The sequence below is a fragment of the Kitasatospora sp. NPDC088134 genome (genome assembly GCF_044741705.1).
Classification (GTDB): Bacteria; Actinomycetota; Actinomycetes; order Streptomycetales; family Streptomycetaceae; genus Kitasatospora.
The window spans coordinates 357034-376793 of sequence record NZ_JBIUTD010000003.1 but is presented as its reverse complement, the minus strand read 5'-3'; the positions used below and the strand labels follow the sequence as shown (position 1 = coordinate 376793).

21 protein-coding genes and 1 pseudogene are annotated in these 19760 nt (G+C 73.9%); 7 read left to right on the top strand and 15 right to left on the bottom strand.

Features of this window, described 5'->3' with window-relative positions:
* Positions 1–27: 27 nt before the first annotated feature.
* From ACIOHG_RS07495 to ACIOHG_RS07470, 6 genes are all read right to left on the bottom strand, one after another.
* Complete coding sequence (locus ACIOHG_RS07495) at positions 28–825, bottom strand: hypothetical protein (RefSeq protein WP_400946500.1); 798 nt, start codon at positions 823–825, stop codon at positions 28–30.
* Between the two features lie 69 nt (positions 826–894).
* Positions 895–1695, bottom strand: a complete 801-nt coding sequence (locus tag ACIOHG_RS07490) for a family 1 encapsulin nanocompartment shell protein (protein WP_400946497.1) — start codon at positions 1693–1695, stop codon at positions 895–897.
* Positions 1692–2729, bottom strand: coding sequence for a Dyp-type peroxidase (locus ACIOHG_RS07485; protein WP_400946495.1), 1038 nt, complete (start codon positions 2727–2729; stop codon positions 1692–1694). Before ACIOHG_RS07485 ends, ACIOHG_RS07490 begins: the two co-directional genes overlap by 4 nt.
* 161 nt (positions 2730–2890) lie before the next feature.
* A complete protein-coding gene (locus tag ACIOHG_RS07480) occupies positions 2891–3421 on the bottom strand; it encodes a MarR family winged helix-turn-helix transcriptional regulator (protein WP_400946492.1) in 531 nt (176 codons plus the stop codon).
* A complete protein-coding gene (locus ACIOHG_RS07475; protein WP_400946490.1) occupies positions 3415–4380 on the bottom strand; it encodes a MerR family transcriptional regulator in 966 nt (321 codons plus the stop codon). Before ACIOHG_RS07475 ends, ACIOHG_RS07480 begins: the two co-directional genes overlap by 7 nt.
* A gap of 122 nt (positions 4381–4502) precedes the next feature.
* Complete coding sequence (locus ACIOHG_RS07470) at positions 4503–5189, bottom strand: GNAT family N-acetyltransferase (protein WP_400946488.1); 687 nt, start codon at positions 5187–5189, stop codon at positions 4503–4505.
* A 182-nt stretch (positions 5190–5371) separates the two neighbouring features.
* On the opposite strand from ACIOHG_RS07470, the gene ACIOHG_RS07465 reads away from it, so the two are divergent.
* Entirely contained in the window at positions 5372–7456 is a 2085-nt protein-coding gene (locus tag ACIOHG_RS07465; protein WP_400946485.1) for an MMPL family transporter, read from the top strand.
* Between the two features lie 15 nt (positions 7457–7471).
* On the opposite strand, the gene ACIOHG_RS07460 is transcribed toward ACIOHG_RS07465, so the two are convergent.
* A complete protein-coding gene (locus ACIOHG_RS07460) occupies positions 7472–7753 on the bottom strand; it encodes a hypothetical protein (RefSeq protein WP_400946483.1) in 282 nt (93 codons plus the stop codon).
* Positions 7754–7821: 68 nt separating this feature from the next.
* Positions 7822–9048, bottom strand: a complete 1227-nt coding sequence (locus tag ACIOHG_RS07455; RefSeq protein WP_400946707.1) for an RNA-guided endonuclease InsQ/TnpB family protein — start codon at positions 9046–9048, stop codon at positions 7822–7824.
* A 24-nt stretch (positions 9049–9072) separates the two neighbouring features.
* Here ACIOHG_RS07455 and tnpA point away from each other — a divergent pair, with 24 nt between their 5' ends.
* A complete protein-coding gene (tnpA, locus tag ACIOHG_RS07450; RefSeq protein ID WP_400946480.1) occupies positions 9073–9501 on the top strand; it encodes an IS200/IS605 family transposase in 429 nt (142 codons plus the stop codon).
* A 159-nt stretch (positions 9502–9660) separates the two neighbouring features.
* Here the strand turns inward: tnpA and ACIOHG_RS07445 are convergent, their stop codons facing one another.
* The 3 genes and pseudogenes from ACIOHG_RS07445 to ACIOHG_RS07435 form a co-directional block, all read right to left on the bottom strand.
* Positions 9661–10236 (bottom strand): GNAT family N-acetyltransferase, encoded by a 576-nt coding sequence (locus ACIOHG_RS07445; protein WP_400946478.1) that lies wholly within the window; start codon positions 10234–10236, stop codon positions 9661–9663.
* Positions 10237–10298: 62 nt separating this feature from the next.
* Positions 10299–11102 (bottom strand): alpha/beta fold hydrolase, encoded by an 804-nt coding sequence (locus ACIOHG_RS07440; protein ID WP_400946475.1) that lies wholly within the window; start codon positions 11100–11102, stop codon positions 10299–10301.
* A 160-nt stretch (positions 11103–11262) separates the two neighbouring features.
* Positions 11263–11616: pseudogene (locus tag ACIOHG_RS07435) on the bottom strand (winged helix-turn-helix transcriptional regulator); the annotation flags it as partial.
* A 98-nt stretch (positions 11617–11714) separates the two neighbouring features.
* Between ACIOHG_RS07435 and ACIOHG_RS07430 the strand changes: the two are divergent.
* A complete protein-coding gene (locus ACIOHG_RS07430; RefSeq protein ID WP_400946472.1) occupies positions 11715–12926 on the top strand; it encodes a pyridoxal phosphate-dependent aminotransferase in 1212 nt (403 codons plus the stop codon).
* 19 nt (positions 12927–12945) lie between these two features.
* On the opposite strand, the gene ACIOHG_RS07425 is transcribed toward ACIOHG_RS07430, so the two are convergent.
* Entirely contained in the window at positions 12946–13668 is a 723-nt protein-coding gene (locus ACIOHG_RS07425; protein WP_400946469.1) for a DUF6215 domain-containing protein, read from the bottom strand.
* A gap of 290 nt (positions 13669–13958) precedes the next feature.
* Between ACIOHG_RS07425 and ACIOHG_RS07420 the strand changes: the two genes are divergently transcribed.
* Positions 13959–14432, top strand: a complete 474-nt coding sequence (locus tag ACIOHG_RS07420; RefSeq protein ID WP_400946467.1) for a hypothetical protein — start codon at positions 13959–13961, stop codon at positions 14430–14432.
* A 19-nt stretch (positions 14433–14451) separates the two neighbouring features.
* On the opposite strand, the gene ACIOHG_RS07415 is transcribed toward ACIOHG_RS07420, so the two are convergent.
* The 3 genes from ACIOHG_RS07415 to ACIOHG_RS07405 form a co-directional block, all read right to left on the bottom strand.
* Entirely contained in the window at positions 14452–14784 is a 333-nt protein-coding gene (locus ACIOHG_RS07415) for a YnfA family protein (protein WP_400946464.1), read from the bottom strand.
* A gap of 191 nt (positions 14785–14975) precedes the next feature.
* The gene (locus ACIOHG_RS07410) at positions 14976–17066 is read right to left on the bottom strand and encodes a hypothetical protein (protein WP_400946461.1); all 2091 of its coding nucleotides are present in this window, start codon (positions 17064–17066) and stop codon (positions 14976–14978) included.
* A 245-nt stretch (positions 17067–17311) separates the two neighbouring features.
* Positions 17312–17845, bottom strand: coding sequence for an SMI1/KNR4 family protein (locus ACIOHG_RS07405; protein WP_400946459.1), 534 nt, complete (start codon positions 17843–17845; stop codon positions 17312–17314).
* 120 nt (positions 17846–17965) lie between these two features.
* Between ACIOHG_RS07405 and ACIOHG_RS07400 the strand changes: the two genes are divergently transcribed.
* From ACIOHG_RS07400 to ACIOHG_RS07390, 3 genes are all read left to right on the top strand, one after another.
* A protein-coding gene (locus ACIOHG_RS07400; RefSeq protein ID WP_400946456.1) for an IS5 family transposase occupies positions 17966–18768 on the top strand; the annotation gives its coding sequence in 2 pieces (ribosomal slippage) (positions 17966–18317 and positions 18317–18768; 804 coding nt in all).
* 80 nt (positions 18769–18848) lie between these two features.
* Positions 18849–19319, top strand: a complete 471-nt coding sequence (locus ACIOHG_RS07395; RefSeq protein ID WP_400946454.1) for a helix-turn-helix domain-containing protein — start codon at positions 18849–18851, stop codon at positions 19317–19319.
* A gap of 153 nt (positions 19320–19472) precedes the next feature.
* Positions 19473–19754 (top strand): hypothetical protein, encoded by a 282-nt coding sequence (locus ACIOHG_RS07390; RefSeq protein WP_400946452.1) that lies wholly within the window; start codon positions 19473–19475, stop codon positions 19752–19754.
* Positions 19755–19760 lie beyond the last annotated feature (6 nt).

Below are 19760 nucleotides of genomic sequence, written 5' to 3'. Positions count from 1 at the left end.
CAAGCCTCCTGACACCCCATCAATTCCTTACCACCACGGACTGGTGGCCCGCCCCCGCCGTGCCGCCTCGGCCGGGAACCGCGGCCCGGCCACCCAGTGCCCACGGTCCGGCACCTCCCGCTTCAGCAGCGCCGTCCGCTGCAGGTACCGCCCCTCCTCGACCGCCACCGACGGCTCGACCCCCAGCAGCCGCGCCACCCGCTCCGGGCGCACCCGCCCGGCCAGCGCCACCTCCAGCAGCACCGCCGCCTGACGCTCCGCCACCTCCAGCGCCTCCGCCGCCCCCAGCAGTTCCGCTCGGCACCGGGACGCCCGGCCGATCCGGAAGCGCAGCTCCGCCGCCCGGATGCCGCCGTCCACCATCGCCTCGCCCCGCGCGCCGTCGAACCAGCAGAACGCGACGTCCAGCCCGGTCCCGCGCGCCAGCACCAGCGTGCGCGCCAACTCCGCCTCCTCGGCGGGCACTCCGCGCTCCAGCAGCGCCCGCTCCACGGCCAGTGCCCGGACCAGCGGATCGGCCTCCGGGTCGTCCACCGCCCACTCCGCGGGCAGCTCCCGCTCCCCCAACGCGGCCAACTCCCGCCCGAACGCGACGTCCTGGACGCTCCGTCCCGCCACCGCGACGCCGTCCAGCAGGTCCCGGGCATCCGCCGCCGCCAGGCCGCCCCGCACCCCGGCGATCTCGGCCAGCGCACTCCCCGCCACCTGCCGCACCACCACCCCGGGGGCCGCCCGCACCGCCGCGACCAGCCCCTCCCGTGCCAGTGCCGCCTGCCCCAACCGAAAACGCTCCGAGCCGGAAAGCTCCGGAATTCCGATCACCATACGAACCATCATCCCCCGGGCGGGGCGGGGGCCGCCGTTCGGCCTCCCGTCCCCTTCCGGGAAGCGCGGTCAGGCGGAGGTGAGGGCCACCGCGGCTTCCGGGGTGTGGAGTTGGAAGGTCAGGGACTCCTGGAGGTAGAGCTGGACGGTGGTGTCGTCGTGCGAGAGGTAGCCGATCGAGAGGTCCTGGCCGAGGTGGAGTTCGAAGTCGCCGCCGCGGGTGGAGAGGAGGACGGCGCCCTCGACGGCGGGGGCCCAGAGGATCTCGCCGTCGAGGAGGCGGGCGAGGTGGTTGTGGACGGGGTAGCCGTGGTCGGAGGTCTCGTTGACGGCGGTGAAGGCGTCGGCGCCGAGCAGCAGCGAGTAGGGCCCGCCGACGCCGGCCAGGCGCAGCGCGGTGAGGGCGCGGCTGACCGCGTTGGGGTAGTCGCGGACGTCCGCGGGCAGCACCACCGGGTGGTTGCTGGAGCCGTCGCGGATGCCGGTGATCCCGGCCGCCGGGTACCCGTCGAAGACGGCGCGGTCCTCGGCGAGGGCGATGGTGCGGGCGGCGTCCTTGACCGGGTCCCAGTCGGAGTCCTGGGAGCCGCGTTCGACGTCGTCCACGGCGGCCCGGGTGACGGTGAACGGAACGCGCAGTTCGACCAGCGGCTGGACCTCGCGGGCCCGGGCCTGGACGCCGCCGCCGGGCGCGGCGATGTCGGCGACGTGCCCGGTCCCGACGGCGGAGAGGCCGGGTCCTTCGGGGCCGTGCAGGTCGACGACGCGGCGGCCGGCCAGGTGCAGGGTGAAGGTGCGCCGGGCCTCCTCCTCGATCTCGGCCCAGGCGGCGGCGGAGACGGGCGCCAGGTCGCGGTGCAGGTTGTTCACGGTGCGGTGCTCCTCTTCAGGCTGCCGATCCGGAGGCTGCCGTCGTCGTGCGGCAGGCCCGTCGGCGCGGTCGGTGGGGTCGACGGGGCGTCAGCGGCCGCGCCGGGGGCGGGTGGCGGGTCGTTCAGGAAGTCCGCGCTGGGCACGTGGAAGAAGGTGCCGGTGACGGCGGTGGAGAAGTCGAGCAGCCGGTCGTGGGCGGCGGGGCCGCGGCCGAGGAACATGTTGCGGAGCATCTCCTCGGTGACCCCGGGGTCGCGGGCGTAGCCGATGAAGTAGGTGCCGCACTCGCCGCCGTCGGTGAAGGACCCGAACGGCATGTTGAGCCGCCAGATGTCGCGCTGCTCGCCGTCGGGGCCGGTGACGGTGTTGAGCGCGACGTGCGAGTCGGCGGGCTTGGCGGCGTCGGGGAGTTCGACGTTCTCGAGCTTGGTCCGGCCGATGACCAGCTCCTGGCGCTCGGTGCTGAGCGCGTCCCAGCCCGTCATGTCGTGCAGGTACTTCTGCACGATGACGTAGGAGCCGCCGGCGAAGTCCGGGTCCTCGTCGCCGATCAGGACGGCCGCGGTGGCCTCGGGGCCGACCGGGTTCTCGGTACCGTCGACGAAGCCGATCAGGTCGCGGCAGTCGAAGTACCGGAAGCCGTGGGTCTCGTCGAGCACGGTGACGGCGTCGCCGAGCCGGCGGCTGATCAGGGCGGCGATCTCGAAGCACAGGTCCATGCGTTCGGCCCGGATGTGCAGCAGCAGGTCGCCGGGGGTGGCGGGGGCGAGGTGCCGGGGGCCGGCGAGTTCGACGAAGGGGTGCAGCTGGGCCGGGCGGGGGCCGGCGAACAGGCGGTCCCAGGCGTCGGAGCCGATGCCGAGGGCCAGGCCGACCCGGTCGTGCGGGGCCCGGCTGGAGACGGTGCGGGCGATCCCGCCGAGATCCGGCAGCAGGTCGCGGACGGCCGGTTCGCCGCCCTGCTCGACACCGAGCACCAGGAACACGGCGGCCCCGGTCAGTGCGGCGAGGACCGGTTGGGGCTGCGGCATGGTGGGGGCTCCCAAGGGGCTGCCGGGTTGTTCGGACGCCCGCCGACCATACCGGGCAAAAGCCCCGAGACCCTGCCATGGCGCCCGGTGGGCGTGTCTCCCGCGCGGTGCCGCCGCCATCCCTCAACTTGCTTGACTGTCAACGGTGTTGGCCCCCGGTGTCAGGCCGTGCCGTCCCGCCGGGCCTGCCGGAGGACGGCCAGTTCCTCGGTCATCCGGGTGAGGAAGCGGACCACGGCGGCGACCTGCTCCGGCTCGAACTCGGCCCGCACCCGGTCGGTGCACTCGGCGACGGGGGCGAACCAGTCGCCGGCGATCCGGGCCGCGTCGGGGTGGTAGTGCACGTGGACCTGCCGCCGGTCGGCGGCGTCCCGGGTGCGGTGCACGTGGCCGGCCCGCTCCAGCCGGTCCAGCACAGCGGTGACGGCGCCGGAGGTGAGGCCGAGCTCGGCCCGCAGCCCGCCGGGCGTGATGCCGGGCGGGTCGTCGGCCCGCAGCACCGCGAGCAGCGCCTGCACGTCGGTGGCGTGCAGGCCGGAGGCGCCCGCGAAGTCGTGCCCGAGCAGGTTCATCTCGGACGCCAGCCCCTGCAGCAGCCGCCCGAACTCCCTGGCCCCCGGCCCCCGCCCGGGCCGACCGCGCTCCGCGCGCCCCGGTTCCTGCTTCTCGTCCCGCTCACCATGCGTCACCACGTCCGCGACCCTAGCGCCCCGGCCAGCAGCGCGAGCGCGCCCGGCAGGTCACGGGGGGTCAGCGCGCCGGGCGGGCGGAGCGCGGCGCTCCAGCCGGGGCCCGCGGTGAGCAGCGCGGGGGCGGTCCGGGCGCCCCGGCCGCCGCGGGCGGTGGCGGCGACGGCCCGGGCGGGGCCGGGGTCGGCGGTGGCGCGGGTCTGCGACCAGAGCAGGACGGCGGCGGGGCCGGTGCGGCGGACCGCCTCGACGAGCGCGTCGGCGGGCAGCGCGGCGCCGAACATCCGGAACGGCAGGCCGCGTTCGGCGAGCCCGGCGGCAACGGCCTCCAGCGGCAGGACGTGCTGCTCCCCGGGCATCGCGGCCAGCAGCACGGGCGGCCCGGCGGGGGCGCTCCCGGGCCCGGCGAGCGGTCCCGCGACGGGCGGCCCCGCGGCCCGGCGCAGCGCGCCGGAGACCTGCCAGGACAGCAGGTGCTCGACCTCGACGTACTGCTCACCGCCCCGGGCCCAGCGGCGTCCGGCGGCCCGCAGCGCGGGCGTCATGACCTCCGTCCAGGCGGCGACGGGACCGAGCCGTTCGACGGCGCCGTCCAGGAGGCGGGCGACCTCGGGCCCGTCCAGCCGACGGGCGGCCCGGGCCAGCCCGCGCACCTCGAAGCCCCCCGCCCCGCCCGGCCGTTCGACCTCGCCCGGTCGTCCGACCTCGCCCGCCGCCCCGGCGCGGGCCAGCCGGGCGGCCTCGGCGGGGGCGACCCCGCGCGCGGTGAGCGCGCACATCGCCTCCAGCGCCGCCACGTCGCCGGGCCGCCAGCGCCGGTGCCGCCCGACCTCCCGCCCGGCCGGGCCGATCCCGTAACGCCGCTCCCAGGACCGCACGGTGCCGGGCGACACCCCGAGCCGCCGGGCCACCGCCCCGGTGCTCACCCCGGCCCCGTCGGCCCCGAACAGTGCTGCTGACATCCCGCCAGCCTAGAGGCCGGGGGCGCACCGCCCCGCCGACGCGGACGGGACGCTTCGACCGGTCCGGTGCGGTGGTCCGGAGCCGGGCGCGCAAAAGCCGCGTCGCGGAGCAGCGGTCCCCGTCAGTGGCCGGTCGGCCGGCGGGGGTGTCCGCCGTCGTCGTCCGGCGGGAGTCCGAACATCGGCAGGCAGGGTGCCAGCCCGTCGAGGGAGACGGGGAGGTGCTCGTGCTCCGCCCAGCGGGCCCGGGTCAGCCTCAGCCGCCTGTTCGTCACCAGCCGGCCGCGGACCGCGTGGCGGGCGACGCCGTCGGGTTCGTAACCGTGCTTCCGGGAAACGGCGAACGAGGAGTCGTTGTCCTCGAAGGCACCCGATGTCGCCTCCCGCGCGCCCAGGCCCGCGAACGCCAGCTTCAGGACGGCGGCGCGCATCTCGGTGCCGATGCCCTGCCCCTGGTACCGCACCCCGAGCCAGGAGGCGGTGGTGACTTCCCGGCATACGGCGAACTCGCGGGCCGCGACGGTCTGGAGGCCGACGACGCGGCCGTCCTCGAAGACGGCCAGGTTCAGGGCCCAGTCGCCCGGGGACCAGTTTCCGCGGCGCAGCCAGTGGTGCTGCACGACCGAGCGGGCCCGTTCCGCCGGGGGGAGGTCGGTCCACGGCACCAGGAAGGGCATGCGATCGGGCTGGTGGACGCCCGCTGCCGCCAAGTCCGCCAGGGTGGCCAGTTCGCTGTCGTCGGGCAGTCGGAGTTCCAGGCGAGGGGTGGTCAGACGCAGGCCCAGCAAGGGCCAGTGATCGATCAGCATGCGCCATTGTCGAAGAGCGCGGCGGCTCCGGTCACCTGGTTTCCGGGCTCGGGCCGGCTCTCGAATCCGCAGCAGCAATCTCCGGGACCCGTCCCATCCGCTGCGCGGGCTGCTCCGAATGGGTGGTGGCGGGGCGGTGTTTCGACTGGTAAGTCTCTCAATGATTGAGATATCTTCCGGGCATGGCCACCACCCCACCCCCCGCACCCGCCACCGCGGCCCGGCGCGCCCGGTTCCTGGTTCCGCTCGTCCTGTTGCTGGTCTGGCTCGCCGTCGGCGGGGCGCTCGGGCCGTTCGCCGGGCGGCTGGGCGAGGTGTCGGCCAACGACGGGGCCGCGTTCCTGCCGCGCAGCGCCGAGTCGACCCGGGTCGCGCAACTGGAGCAGGACTTCCGGACCGACGCCACGCTGCCGGTGGTGCTGGTCTGGGAGGCCGGGTCCGGGCAGGTGGACGACGCCCTGCGGACGGCGGCCGGGAACGCGCTGGCCGCCGCCGCGCGGGTGGACGGCGCCACCGGGCAGGTCTCGCCGCTGCTGCCGGCCGAGGACGGCCGGGCGCTGGAGGCGGTGGTGCAGCTGCGCGCCGACCTCGGCCCGGCCACCAAGGACGCGATCGAGCGGATCCGCGAACTCGCCGACGTCCCGGGCGCGGTGACGGGGGTGGCCGGTCCGGCCGCGGTGCTGGCCGACCTGTCGGGCGCGTTCGCGGGCATCGACGGGCTGCTGCTCGGGGTCGCCCTCGGCGTGGTGCTGCTGATCCTGCTGCTGGTGTACCGGGCGGTGCTGCTGCCGCTGCTGGTGATCGCGGGCGCGGTGTTCGCGCTCGCCGCGGCCTGCGCGATCGTCTACGCGCTGGCGCAGCACGGCGTGGTGCGGGTGGACGGCCAGGTGCAGGGACTGCTGTCGATCCTGGTGATCGGCGCGGCCACCGACTACGGCCTGCTGGTCTCGGCCCGGTTCCGCGAGGAGATCGCCGCCGGTCAGGACCGCTTCGCCGCCGCCCGCACCGCGCTGCGCCGCTCGGTCGAGCCGGTCGCCGCCTCGGGCCTGACGGTGGGTCTGGGCCTGCTGGTGCTGCTGCTCTCCGACCTGACGAACAACCGGGCGCTCGGCCCGGTCGGCGCGATCGGCATCGCCTGCGCGGTGCTGTCCGCGCTGACCTTCCTGCCCGCCGCGCTGGCGCTCTGCGGCCGGGCCGCGTTCTGGCCCGCCCGGCCGAAGACCGACGGCACGGGCGGCTCGCACCGGCTCTGGCAGCGGGTCGCCGACCTGGTCGGCCGCCGGCCGCGGGCGCTGTGGATCGGCTCGGTCGCGGTGCTGGCCGCGCTCGCCGCCTGCTCCCCGCTGCTGGACGCCCGGGGTGTGCCGCAGTCCGAGCTGTTCACCACCGCGCAGCCCTCGGTGGCCGCGCAGCGCCTGCTGTCGGCGCACTTCCCGGGCGGCTCCGGCAACCCGGCGGTGATCGTCGCCGACGCCGGGCACGCGGACGCCGTGACGGCCGCCGCCGCGCAGGTGCCCGGCGTGGCCGCCGTCCGCCCGTACACCGGCGGCGCGCCGACCGCCCCGCCGGTGGTGGCCGGCGGGAAGGTCCGGCTGGACGCGACGCTCGCCGACCCGGCCGACTCGGACGCGGCGCTGGCCACCGTCGGGCGGCTGCGGGCCGCCGTGCACGCGGTGGACGGGGCGGACGCCCTGGTCGGCGGGTACTCGGCGGAGCAGGCCGACACCCGGGCCACCGCCCGGCACGACCGGACGCTGATCATGCCGGTGGTGCTGGCCTGCATCCTGGTGGTGCTGATGCTGCTGCTGCGCTCGGTGCTGGCGCCGGTGCTGCTGGCGGCGACGGTGGCGCTCTCCTACCTGGCCACGCTGGGCGTCTCGGCGCTGGTGTTCCCGCACGTGTTCGGCTTCTCGGCGACCGATCCGTCGGTGCCGCTGTACGGGTTCGTGTTCCTGGTGGCGCTCGGCGTGGACTACAACATCTTCCTGATGACCCGGGTCCGCGAGGAGGCCGCGACGCACGGCACCCGGGCGGGCGTGCTGCGCGGCCTGACCGCGACCGGCGGCGTGATCACCTCGGCGGGCGTGGTACTGGCCGCGACCTTCGCCGCGCTGGGCGTGATCCCGCTGGCCTTCCTGGCGCAGATCGCCTTCATCGTCGCCTTCGGCGTGCTGCTGGACGCCCTGCTGGTCCGCTCGCTGCTCGTCCCGGCGCTGGTGCACGACCTCGGCGCGCGCGTCTGGTGGCCCGCCCGCACCCTGCGCTGACGGGCCGTCGGGGGGTCACCGGGCGTTGAGCACCGCGATGCCCGTCTCCCCCTCCTCGAACAGGGCGAACAGCTCGTCCAGGCCCGCCGCCCCGGCCCCGGTGCGCTCGATCAGCAGGACGGCCTGCTTCTCGCCGTCCTGCTCCGCGGGGACGAAGTCGGTGACGAGTTCGCGGCGCAGCAGGACGGCCCACTCGATGCCGTCCTCGGTGAAGGTGTCCGCCTCGGCGGCCAACGCCCCGGCGTCCTCGGCGGGTTGGCCGTCCAGCACGGCCGGCGGGGCGACCAGCGTCACCACCAGCCGGTCGCCCTCGCGGGCGTAGCGGGCGGCGAGGTCGAAGGGCAGCAGTTGACATCCTCTTTGTCCTAAAGGACAGCGATTCCCGCCTGCCTGCCGGTGGTCACCGGCTGGGGCTTCGGGTGGGTTCCTGCTTCGCTGCGCGGTGCCGGGAGGAGTCCCGGTCTTATCTGCGCTCCACAGGCTGACACGGCCAGTCCGGCCGCCTTGGCGACGTTGACCGCCGCGTTGGTGTCCCGGTCCAGGACGGCTCCGCATGCCCCGCAGGTCCAGGTGCGGACGTGCAGGGGCTTGGGGCCGTCCTTGGTGCCGCACTGCGAGCACACCTGGGACGTCGGCTCGAAGCGGCCGATCCGGATGAGAGTGCGGCCGTACTTCGCCGCCTTGTACTCCAGCATCGTGGTGAACGCCGACCATCCGGCGTCGTGCACGGACTTGGCGAGGCGGGTGCGGGCGAGCCCTTTGACCGCCAGGTCTTCGACCGCGACCGCTTGGTTTTCGCGGATCAGCTTGGTGGAGAGCTGGTGGTGGAACTCACGCCGCGCATCGGCCGTCCGTGCGTGGGCGCGCGCAACCTTGACCCGGGCCTTCGCCCGGTTCTTCGACCCCTTGGCCTTGCGACTGAGATCCCGCTGCGTCTTCTTCAGGTTCTTCTCGGCCCGCCGTAGGAAGCGGGGGCTGTCGATCTTCGTGCCGTCCGAGAGGATCGCGAAGTGCGTCAGGCCCAGGTCGACCCCGACCGCACTGTCCATGGCGGGCAGCGTCTCGGGCTCGGTCTCGACTACGAACGAGGCGAAGTACCGTCCCGCGCTGTCCTTGACCACGGTCACCGTGGACGGGGTGGACGGCAGGGAGCGTGACCACCTGACCGGAACGTCGCCGACTTTCGGCAGCCGGAGCTTCCCGCCGGTCGTGACCTTCCATCCGGCGTTGACGGTGAACCGGACCGACTGCCGGGTGTCCTTGCGGGACTTGAACCGGGGCGGTCCCGTCTTCGGCCGCTTGCCCTTGAGGCCGTCGAAGAAGTTCTTGTAGGCGGTGTCCAGGTCCCGGAGAGATTGCTGCAACACGACCGAGGAAACCTCGGCGAGCCATGCCCGCCCGGGGGTCTTCTTCGAGGCGGTGAGCTGCTTGGACAGCTCGCCGAACGGGATGAACGGCAGCCCGGCGGCACGGGCAGTCTCACGGGCCCGGAGAGCATCGTTGAAGACAGTCCGAGCACACCCGAACGCCCGCGCCAACGCCATGCGCTGACCGGCGCTCGGGTACACGCGGAAGCTGTACCGAAGCTGCATGCCGATCACCATACCCTTTGGTTTATGTCACCACGCTGGAATCCCAATCCCGATGTATGCACCGGTCGTCACGTCATCCACCACCTGCATATCCATTTGGTTTTCGTCACCAAGTACCGGCGCGGGGCCATGACCGACGCCATGCTGACGCGGTGCGAAGAGATCATGCGGGACGTCTGCGCGGACTTCGAGGCCGAGCTGAAACAGTTCAACGGCGAGGACAACCACGTGCACCTCCTGGTGCACTACCCGCCGAAGGTCCAGCTCTCGAAGCTGGTCAACTCCCTCAAGGGAGTGTCGGCCCGGATGCTGCGCAAGGAGTACGACGCACACGTGCGCCGGTACCTGTGGGGCGGACACTTCTGGTCCGGCTCCTACTTCGCCGGGTCCTGCGGCGGCGCACCACTGACCGTGGTCAAGCAGTACATCGAGGACCAGAAGCGGCCCGTCTGACCGTCACGACGGAGGCGCAGCGAACTCCGGCGCTTCGCACCTCCGCCCCAAGAATGACCTTCACCCCGCCCTGAAGGGCGGAACGGCGGTGATCCACATGCGCGAGGAGTCGTCCATGCGGCCCAGCCAAGCACACCGCGCCGACAGTCCGACGGGGCGTCAGCCCTCCGCGCCCGGGCCGCCGGTGGCCGGGTGCGCGGGCCACTCCTGTCGGAGCAGGCCGAAGAGCACCCGGTCGTAGCACTCGCCGTCCAGGCGGACGGCCTGCCGGCGGCGGCCCTCCTCCCGGAAGCCGAGCCGGGTGAACGCGCGGACGGCCCGCTCGTTGCCGCTCCAGGTGTCCAACTCCAGCCGCCGCAGCGGGAACGCGCCGAAGAGGTGGTCCACCAGGAGCCGCAGCGCCTCGGAGCCGTGGCCCCGCCCCCAGTAGGCGCGCTCGCCGATCGTGACGCCGAGCGTGGCCGTCCCCGCGTACGGGTCGAGGTCGCGGTAGTCGGCCATGCCGATCGGCCGGCCGTCCGCCCGGTCCTCGACCGTGAACACGGCCTCCCGCAGCGGCACCAGACGGAGCATCGACTCGAAGGCGAGGGCCACCGCCTCGGCGGTGACCGGCCCGAAGCAGGGGTCCCCGGCGGTGGCCCAGTGGACCACCTCGGGGTCGTTGCGCCAGCGCAGGTGGTGTGCGGCGTCCTCGGCGCGCAGCGCGCGCAACCGGACGCGGTCTCCTTCGAACACGGTGGGGCTCCCGGGGAGGTGGGGTCGGGCCGCCCGGGACGGGGCGGCGGGTCGGCGAGGGGTCAGGCGAGGGGTCGGGCGAAGAACTCGAGCAGCACGGGCGCCAGGACGTCGGCGTCGACCTCGTGCGTCTGGCCCGGCAGTGTCGCACTCCGGGCGCCGGGGACGGCCGCCGCCACCGCGCGGGCGGGCGCGCGCAGCGCGTCGGGGGAGGCGTCGCCGTCGAGGACGAGCACGGGGACCGTGATCCCGGCGAGGAGGTCGACGGGGACCGCCGCCCCGGTCCGGGCGCCCAGCGCCTCCGCGTCGTGGGCCAGCGTCGGCGCCACCACCTCGAACGCCGGCCACACCGGGGCGGCGCGCAGGCCGCCGACCATCTCCTCCGGCATGCCGGCGAACGCCATGAAGCGGGCGACGGCGTCGCCGCGGCGGTCCTCGGCAAGGTCCGCCGCCAAGTCCGCCGCGTACCGGACGAAGCGCTCGCCCTGCGCGTCGTCAGTGCTGAACGGGGGCTCGTGGACGGCGAGCCGGGTGATGCCGATGCCGCGGGCGGCGGCCCGCAGGGCGAGCGCCGCGCCGGAGGAGAACGCGACGACGTGGGCGGTTCCTCCGGCGGCCCGGATCACCGCGGCCAGGTCCTCGATCTCCCGGTCGACGGCGGCCGGGGCGGTGGCACCGCCGCTCCCGCCCCGGCCGCGCCGGTCGTAGGTGTGCACGGTGTGGTGGCCGGCGAGCCGTTCGGCGACGGCGGCGCCCGGGCCGAAGGCCCGGTGGCAGAGCGCACCGTCGACGAGGACGACCGCCGGTCCGCTGCCGGTCGTGGTGCGGGCGATCGGGGTGCCGTCGGCGGAGGTGACGAAGGGCATGCGGGAGATCTCCTGGCGTGGTCTGCGGTGCGGGCCCGGGCTGTCGTGGCCCGCACCGGAACGATCTCCCGGCACAGCGGAGTGGATCAACGCAGGATCCGCGAAGGACCGTTTAGCCGGGCTCAACGACCCGGGTGTCGTGGCCGGCCTCCGCGCCGGTGTACCAGTGGGTGCGGACGGCGTCGGTGGGGCGGCGGGGGTCGAGCTCGGGGGCGCCCCAGTGCGCGAGGGCCTCCACCACGGGGCGCAACTCGGTGCCGCGGGCGGTGAGTTCGTAGACGGTGGCGTTGGCGGGGCGCTCCAGGCGGCGGCGTTCGACCAGGCCCTCGGCCTCCAGCTGCTTGAGGCGGGTGGCGAGGATGTCGGTGGAGACGCCGGGCAGGTCCGCGTGCAGGTCGGTGTAGCGGCGCGGTCCGCCGAGCAGTTCCCGGACGATCAGGAGGCTCCAGCGCTCCCCCACCGCGTCCAGGGCGCGGGCGACAGCGCAGTACTGGTCGTAGCTTCGGCGTGGCATGCCGTCAGCATAGCCAAGAGGTTGGACTTTCCAAGTCCTTACTTGGTAGAACGAAGCAAGCCGGCCGCAGGGGCTCGGTGAGGGTCGGGAGGCCGCTGATGGAGTTTCGCCAGTCCAGCAAGCTGAAGGACGTGTGCTACGAGATCCGTGGCCCGGTCGTCGACACCGCGAACGCGCTGGAGGAGGCCGGGCACAGCGTGCTCCGGCTGAACACCGGCAACCCGGCCCCGTTCGGCTTCGAGGCCCCCGAGGAGATCGTCCAGGACATCGTCCGCAACCTCACCAACGCGCACGGCTACAGCGACTCGCGCGGCATCCTCCCGGCCCGCCGCGCCGTCGTGCAGTACTACCAGCAGCGCGGCGTCCCGGGCGTCACGGTCGACGACGTGTACCTGGGCAACGGCGTCTCCGAGCTGATCCAGATGAGCGTGCAGGCGCTGGTCGACGACGGCGACGAGGTGCTGGTCCCGATGCCGGACTACCCGCTGTGGACGGCGGTGGTGCGGTTCGCCGGCGGCAAGGCGGTGCACTACCTGTGCGACGAGGGGTCCGACTGGTACCCGGACCTGGACGACATCGCCGCCAAGATCACCCACCGCACCAAGGCGATCGTGGTGATCAACCCGAACAACCCGACCGGCGCGGTCTACCCGAAGGAACTCCTGGAGGGCATCCTCGACCTGGCCCGCCGGCACCACCTGCTGGTGTTCGCCGACGAGATCTACGACAAGATCCTCTACGACGGCGCCGAGCACCACTGCCTGGGCGCCCTCGCCGACGACGTGCTCACCCTCACCTTCAACGGCCTCTCCAAGGCGTACCGGGTGGCCGGGTTCCGCAGCGGCTGGCTGGTGGTCTCCGGCCCCAAGGAGCACGCCAAGGACTACCTGGAGGGCCTGACCATGCTGGCCGGCATGCGGCTGTGCCCCAACGTGCCCGCCCAGTACGCGGTGCAGGCCGCGCTCGGCGGCCGGCAGTCCATCAACGACCTGGTGCTGCCGAACGGCCGCCTCACCGAGCAGCGCGACGTCACCTGGCGGGCCCTCAACGAGATCCCGGGCGTCTCCTGCGTCAAGCCCAAGGGCGCCCTGTACGCCTTCGCCAGGCTCGACCCGGCCGTGCACCGGATCGTCGACGACGAGCGCTTCGTCCTCGACCTGCTGCTCCGCGAGAAGATCCACATCGTCCAGGGCACCGGCTTCAACTGGCCCCGCCCGGACCACTTCCGCTTCGTCACCCTGCCGCGCGCCGACGAGTTGGAGACCGCGATCAACCGGATCGGCCGCTTCCTCGCCACCTACCGCCAGTAGCAGCGGGGGCCGCCCCGGCTCAGCGCCCGCCGAACGGCCTCAGCGGGCTCTGGGACGGGGACGGCCGGGGCGACTTGCCCGGCTCGGCGGCCAGCGGGGGCGTCGGCCAGCCGTCCAGGCTCGGCATCAGCTTCTCGGCCAGCCCGTTCAACAGCAGGCCGTTCACCTCGCCGCCCCGGACGTCCCAGATGATCAGCTCCAGGGAGCCGCCGCTGCCGTCCGCGTTCTGCGCGACCGTCAGATGGTCGGCCCGGCCGCTCGAGCGCCCGCCGGGAGCGGCCGTGCCGGGGCCGAGCCCGATTGCGATCATCGGGTCCGAGTAGTGCATCGTGGGCCGGCCCGCGACGTGGTCCAGGCCGGCCACCACGTCGAGGAGCTTGCTGTCCGCGTCGTACGGCCGGGTGGGGAACACCGCCAGGGAGACCTTGACCGTGCCGATCTGCACCTCCGCCGCCGAGTCCGGGGACAGCAGGAAGCTCGCGGGCTGCGCGATCGACACCTGCTCACCCGGGAGCCCCAACAACTCCGGAAGGTCGGGGCGGTTCAGCGCGGCGCAGGTCTCCGGATAGCGCGGACCGTCCCTCTCGGTGCCCGGCCTGCAGGCGGCCGCAGCCAGCCTCTCCCGCCCGCCCTCCGACGTCCCCCCGGAACCCCACACCACCCCACCCAGGACGACCAGCGCCCCCAACACCACCGCCGGCACCCGCCAACTCGTGCTCGGCCGCCCCGACTGCTCCGCCATGCCCCGCCCTCGTGATCATCCTCGATCGAAACCAGGCGAACCTAGCACATTCATTCGAATCCGAACGATTTTCCCCGGCGCCTTCGACGTGGCCGGCAGCCGCCGACCACCGGAGCGGACAGCCCCATCCGGCACACACGGGTAGTCAAGTCCGTTGCCCGGTCCGGCAATTCGGAAGAGGTGGCGACCCGGTCTCCAATCGGTAACGAACTCGTCGCTCGAACTCCACTCCTTGCACACACTCGGAAGGATGGCGTCCGTCCCGAGCCGTCCTTCCGAGATGAGCCGTCTTGTCCCTCTCCCTCCGCCTGCGCCGGGCCTCCGCGGCCGGTGCGCTGCTGGCCGCCGCCCTGTTCGCCACCGCGTGCGAGCCCGCCGATCCGACGCCCGCCGCCTCGGTCCGGCCGAGTGCGAGCGCGCCCGCCTCCGTCGCGCCCAGTCCCAGCCCGACGCCGACCCCCACCCCGACCCCCACACCGACGCCCACCCCGACGCCGACGCCGACGGTGGTCGAGACGCCGAGCACCCCGCCGCCGCCCGCGCCCGCCGCCACGCCCGCGCCGGCCCGGACCACCAGCAAGCCGGCCACCGAGCCGACGCACGCCACCGAGGCCGCCGGCTGCCACCCGCTGTCGAACGCGGGCAACTGCTACAAGGCGGGCCAGTTCTGCCGGGCCTCCGACCACGGCGTGTCCGGCACCGACGCCACCGGCCGGACCATCGTCTGCGTGGACAAGAACGGCTGGCGCTGGATCGCCTCCTGAGGCAGCGTCAGGAGGGTGCTCAGCGGCGCGGCCCGTACATGATCAGGCCGACGCCAGCCAGGCAGACCAGCGCGCCGAACACGTCCCAGCGGGTGGGGCGGAAGCCGTCCAGGACGACGCCCCACAGCAGCGAACCGGCCACGAACACCCCGCCGTACGCGGCCAGCACCCGGCCGAAGTTCGCGTCCGGCTGGAGCGCCGCGGTGAACCCGTACAGCCCGAGCGCCAGCACCCCGAGCCCGGCCAGCCACCACGGCCGGGACTCCCGGACGGACTGCCAGACCAGCCAGCAGCCGCCGATCTCCAGGACGGCGGCCAGCGCGAACAACAGGATCGAACGGGCGGTGCTCACCGCCCCACCCTACGGGGCCCGGTGGTAGCGGGTCGCCGGACCGTGCCGGGTCCCGGTCGGCCGCAAGCAGCGTTCGACACCGACCGGTTCCGGGCCGGCCCGCCCACGCCGACCTCGCCCGATCGGGACGGGTACGACGGGGAGGCCGGAACCGGGTCCGAGCCCGGCGGTCGGCCCCGGGCGGGGTGGGGTCAGGTGACGGTGAGGCTGAAGACCGTTTCGGGGAGGGCTGCGTAGAGGGTACCCGTGGGGGTGGCGGCCAGGGCCCGGACCGGGGCGCCCAGGCGCAGGTCGGCGACGGTGTCGGCCGGGGCGAGGCGGCGGACCCGGAGCAGGCCGTCCGACCAGGCGGCGGCGATCAGCAGACCGTTCGGGGTCTGCGCGGTGGCCACGGCGGTGACGGGGCAGTCCCGGGCGTCGATCGGTTCGGGCATCGGGCCGCGGCTGCTCAGGAAGAGCCGCACCCGCCCGTCGGAGCCGCCGGACACCACCAGCAGGTCCTGGCCGCCCGCGCCGCGGGCGGTCGCGTCCACCGCGGTGACCGGCCCGTCGTACAGGTGCTGCTCGGTCGCCGGACTGCCGTCCGAGCGCAGGCAGGTCACCCGCCCGTCGGATCCGGCGACGGCGATCGCCGGACCGTCGGCGGCCGCGCAGAGGGCGAGCGCGCCGAGCGGGCCGGCCGCGGTCTGCGCGGCCCGGCCGGCCAGCGCCGCGGCGGGCGCGAGGCCGGCCGTCCCGGGGGCGGGCAGCATGACCGGCATGCCGCTCGCCGCGTCGAGGGCGAGCAGCACGCCGTCCTCGGCGCAGACGAGCGCGGACGCCGCCGGGAGGGGCAGCGGCGCCGCGCCCGGGTCGTGGCCCAGCGCGGCGTCGAGCTGCCGCACGCCGCTGTCGGTGGCGACCAGGACCCGGTCCTGGTACGGCCCCCGGCCGACGGCCAGGCCGTGCACGCCCTCTCCGGGGGCCGGTGCGCAGGACCACTCGGCGTGCCACGCGGTGTCCTGCCCGGCGGAGCCGATCCGCTGCTCGGCGGCCCGGTCCCGGCCGACCACCCAGGCCCGCAGGGTGGAGCGCCGGTCCGCGGCCGACGGCAGGGCCACCAGCGCCGGGCCGGCCAGCTGCCACAGGGCCGCGAACCGGCCGGTGCCGGGCCCGGCGTCGAACGCGGTGGTGACCGCCACCGGATCGGCCTGGGCGAGGAACAGCGGATCGTCGAGCAGGGCGTCGGCGGTGCCGGCCCGCACCGCGTGCCGCAGCACCAGGCCCAGCCGCCGGGGCGCGGCGTCGCGCAGGTCGTAGGAGCCGTCCTCGGCACGCGGGATCGGGTCCGCCAGCGCCCGGACCAGGGCCGGGTCGGCGGGCGGCGCGCTCGCCCGGGTGCGGGCCTGGACCTGGACGGGGGTCAGCCGCCAAGTGCGGCTGTCGGAGTCCGGCGGCAGCAGGGCACCGGCCCGGCCGACCGGTTCGGGGCCGCCCGATCCGGGCAGGGCCGCCCACTCCTGCTCGCTCACCGGCCGGTCCGCGACGGCCAGCGCGCCGACGGTCGGCCTGAGGTCCTCGGGCAGGGCGGACCACCAGGCGGCGGCCACCGCCTCGGCCCGCACGGCGAGCGGCGCGGCGGCGTCCAGCGCCACCCCGCCGTCGACGCCGGCCGCGAGCCGGGCCAGTCCGGGACTGGGGTACAGCTGCTCCGGGGGCGTCACCGCACCGGGCAGGGCGGCGTACCAGGCGGCGAAGCGGTCCGGGACCGTCCAGCGCGGGTCGTCGAGGTCGAGGACGGCGGCACCGGGCAGTGCCGCCGTCAGGACCTCGGCGGCCGGGCCGTCGGCGGCCTCCACCAGCAGGCGCAGCTCCGGTACGCCGAGCAGGGGCGCCAGCAGTTCGGCGGCGATCCGCCGGGGCTCGTCGGGCAGCAGTCCCTCGCCGGCCCGGTCGAGGTCGGTGACGGCCAGCACCCTCGGGCGCCCGTCCCGCAGTGCCGCGGCCAGCTCCCCCGGGGTCCGGGCGGCCACGCCCAGCCGGTGGGCGAGCAGCCAGGTGGCACCGTGCAGCGTCAAACCGGCGAGGGGGAGCAGGGCGTGCACCCGCCGGCCGACGCGCGGATTGCTGGGCGGGCAGGCCGTGGCGAGCCAGCACAGCAGGTGGGTACGGCCGCTGCCGGACGACCCGGAGACCCGGCAGAGCCGGGGTGCCCGGGAGTCCTCCAGCCAGCCCAGCAGCGCCTTGCCCGCCGGCTGCCGCCCCGCGGGCAGCGGCGGGATCCAGCTCGCTCGCGTCGCCATCCTGTTCCCCCCGCTCGGAGCCGACGTGATCACGTGATCATCGGCAGAGTCTAGTGCCGCGGCTAAGAAGTCATCTCATTTGGATGCGTAGGATTTGGGGGTGCTGGCTTGTGGAGCACCTGGTGCTGGGACAACACGGAGTGCTATCCCCTCACGCAACCGTCAGCGTGGACGGGACCTGCGAGGCGCCCCAAGTCGAGCACGAGATCCTCACCGGCACGCCGGCCGTCGCCACTGACCGCCGGTCACTCCTCCCACCATGGGATGTACTCCTGGTCGGGGCAGCCCCAGAGCGACCGGTCGCTCAGTGGACACTCGGCAAGCTCGCCTGCAAGCAGGCCGACCAGGAAGTCGACCATTCCGCTCTCCTGGACCAGCCATTGGCCCTTGGACCGTTTCCATACCACGACCGGCCAGCGGTCCGGGTCCGGATCGACCGTGATCCAGGCGAGCGTGTCGGCAGCGTCGGAGTCACCCCAGCCGCGCAGAGCCGAAGCGTCCGTCACTTCATAGGGCAGACCGGTGCGTACTCGTGTGAAATGGAACCGGGCCTCAACGGTCTGCTCTTCGACGTCGATCGGAGCCTCGCCCGGCCCGCTGATCACCAGCGGATGTCCGATGCCGAGGTGGCCGTCGATCGAGCCGACACCGTAAGTGTCGACGAACTCGCGGTAGTCGGCAGGGAAGGGGCCCTGCGCCCGTTCAGCGGCAGCCCAGTCGATCAGCTCCCCGCGGTCCGCGGGGACGGGCATCATCGCCCTGAGGCGGTCCAGACTCATCGATTCTCCTTGTGATCACGGTCCGCCAGCGACGAGCAGGGGCCTGTCGGCATGACTGTCGGTCGCTTCCGTCCCCGGCTCGCGCTGTAGAGCATGCCAGGGGGCTCGTAGCCTGTTTGCATGCTGATCGTGGAGCGTCTGGTGCCGGACGAGTTGTGGGAGTTGTTCCAGTTGGTCGTGCCGGCGGCGCCGAGTCGGCCGCAAGGTGGTGGTCGGCGCCGGTACGGGGATCGCGAGGTGTTGGCGGCGATCGTGTTCGTCGCGACCTCGGGGTGTACCTGGGCCCAGTTGCCGCCCTGTTTCGGCCCGTCCGGGCCCACCGCTCACCGGCGCTTCACCGAGTGGAGCACGGCCAGAGTGTGGGCCAAGCTTCACCGGGTCGTCCTGGACGAACTCGGCTCGCGCGGTGAGCTGGACTGGTCACGGTGCGCGGTGGACTCGGTGAACATGAGGGCCCTGAAAAAGGGGAGTTGACGGGTCCGAATCCTGTGGATCGGGGCAAGTTCGGGTCGAAGGTCCACCTGCTCACCGAACGCACCGGTCTGCCCCTGTCGCTCGCGGTCTCCGGGGCCAACGTCCACGACAGCCAGGCCCTGATACCGCTTGTCGACGCGATCCCGCCGATCCGCTCACGGCGAGGCCCCAGACGACGCAGACCCGGCAAACTGCACGGCGACAAGGCATACGACCACCGCTTCATCCGTGTCTACCTCCGCCGCCGACAGATTCCGGCCCGCATCGCCCGCCGCGGGATCGAGACCTCCACCCGCCTCGGCCGGCACCGCTGGGTGATCGAGCGCACCGTCGCCTGGCTCGGTGGTTTCCGCCGCCTCCACCGCCGCTACGAACGCAAAGCCGACCACTTCGCCGCCTTCGCCAGCATCGCAGCAGCCATCATCTGCACCCGCAGACTCACCAAATGAGATGTCTTCTAAGTATTGTTCAGCTTGGTGGAGTTGGGCAGGCTCCCTTTGTCGTTTCCTTTCGGGCGGGCAGGGGTGCGGTGTCCTCGCAGAAGAAGTATCCGGTGGCGTTGAGTGCCAAAGATCGTCAGGCGTTGGTGCGCGTGACGACGACGGGGGTCCGCAGCGCGTCGATGATCAGGCGGGCGCGGGTGCTGCTCGCGTTGGACACCTCGGCCGGCGAGGTCGCTCCGAGGGCGGTGATCGCGGACCGGGTCGGGGTGTCGTGCGAGTCGGTCCGCCTGATCTCGAAGCGGTACGCGGAGACCGGCGGCGATGTGTGGGCCACGGTCGGCCGCAAGGAGCGCGCACTGCCGCCGGTGCCCTCGGCGGTGACCGGCGAGGTCGAGGCGAGGCTGATCGCGCCGGCCTGCTCGGCGCCGCCCCAAGGGCATGCCCGGTGGTCGCTGCGCCTGCTGGAGAAGCACGTCGCGCTGGTCGAGGACATCCCGGACCTGGACCACTCCACGATCGGCCGGGTGCTGAAAAAACGGAACCGCGCCCTCATGTGAAGAGGTGCTGGACCATCCCCCCGGCTGCGAACGCCGCCTTCGCCACCGCGATGGAGGACGTCCTGGCGGTCCACCGCCGCCCCTTCGACCCGGCGCGCCCGGTGGTGTGCATGGACGAGAAGCCCTACCAGGAATGCCAGCGGGACCGTCGGCATGACGGTCAACTCGACCACGACCGTGGACAGCAGCCTCCTCGTGGCCGGCGCAAGCACCTCGCTCGGCATCAGCCTGTCGGTGTCGCTGACCGCGCCCCTGGGCAACTCGACCACGATCACCGTCCCGGCGGGGCGCACCGGCTACGCCGAGTACGGGGTGTGGCGGAAGAAGACGAGCGGGACCTACTGGAAGATCCTGACGAACTGCACAACCCAGAACTACACGGGCACCACTGCCTGGTCGCCCTGGTACGTCGGCTGGAACACCTGGGTCAGCTGATCCCCC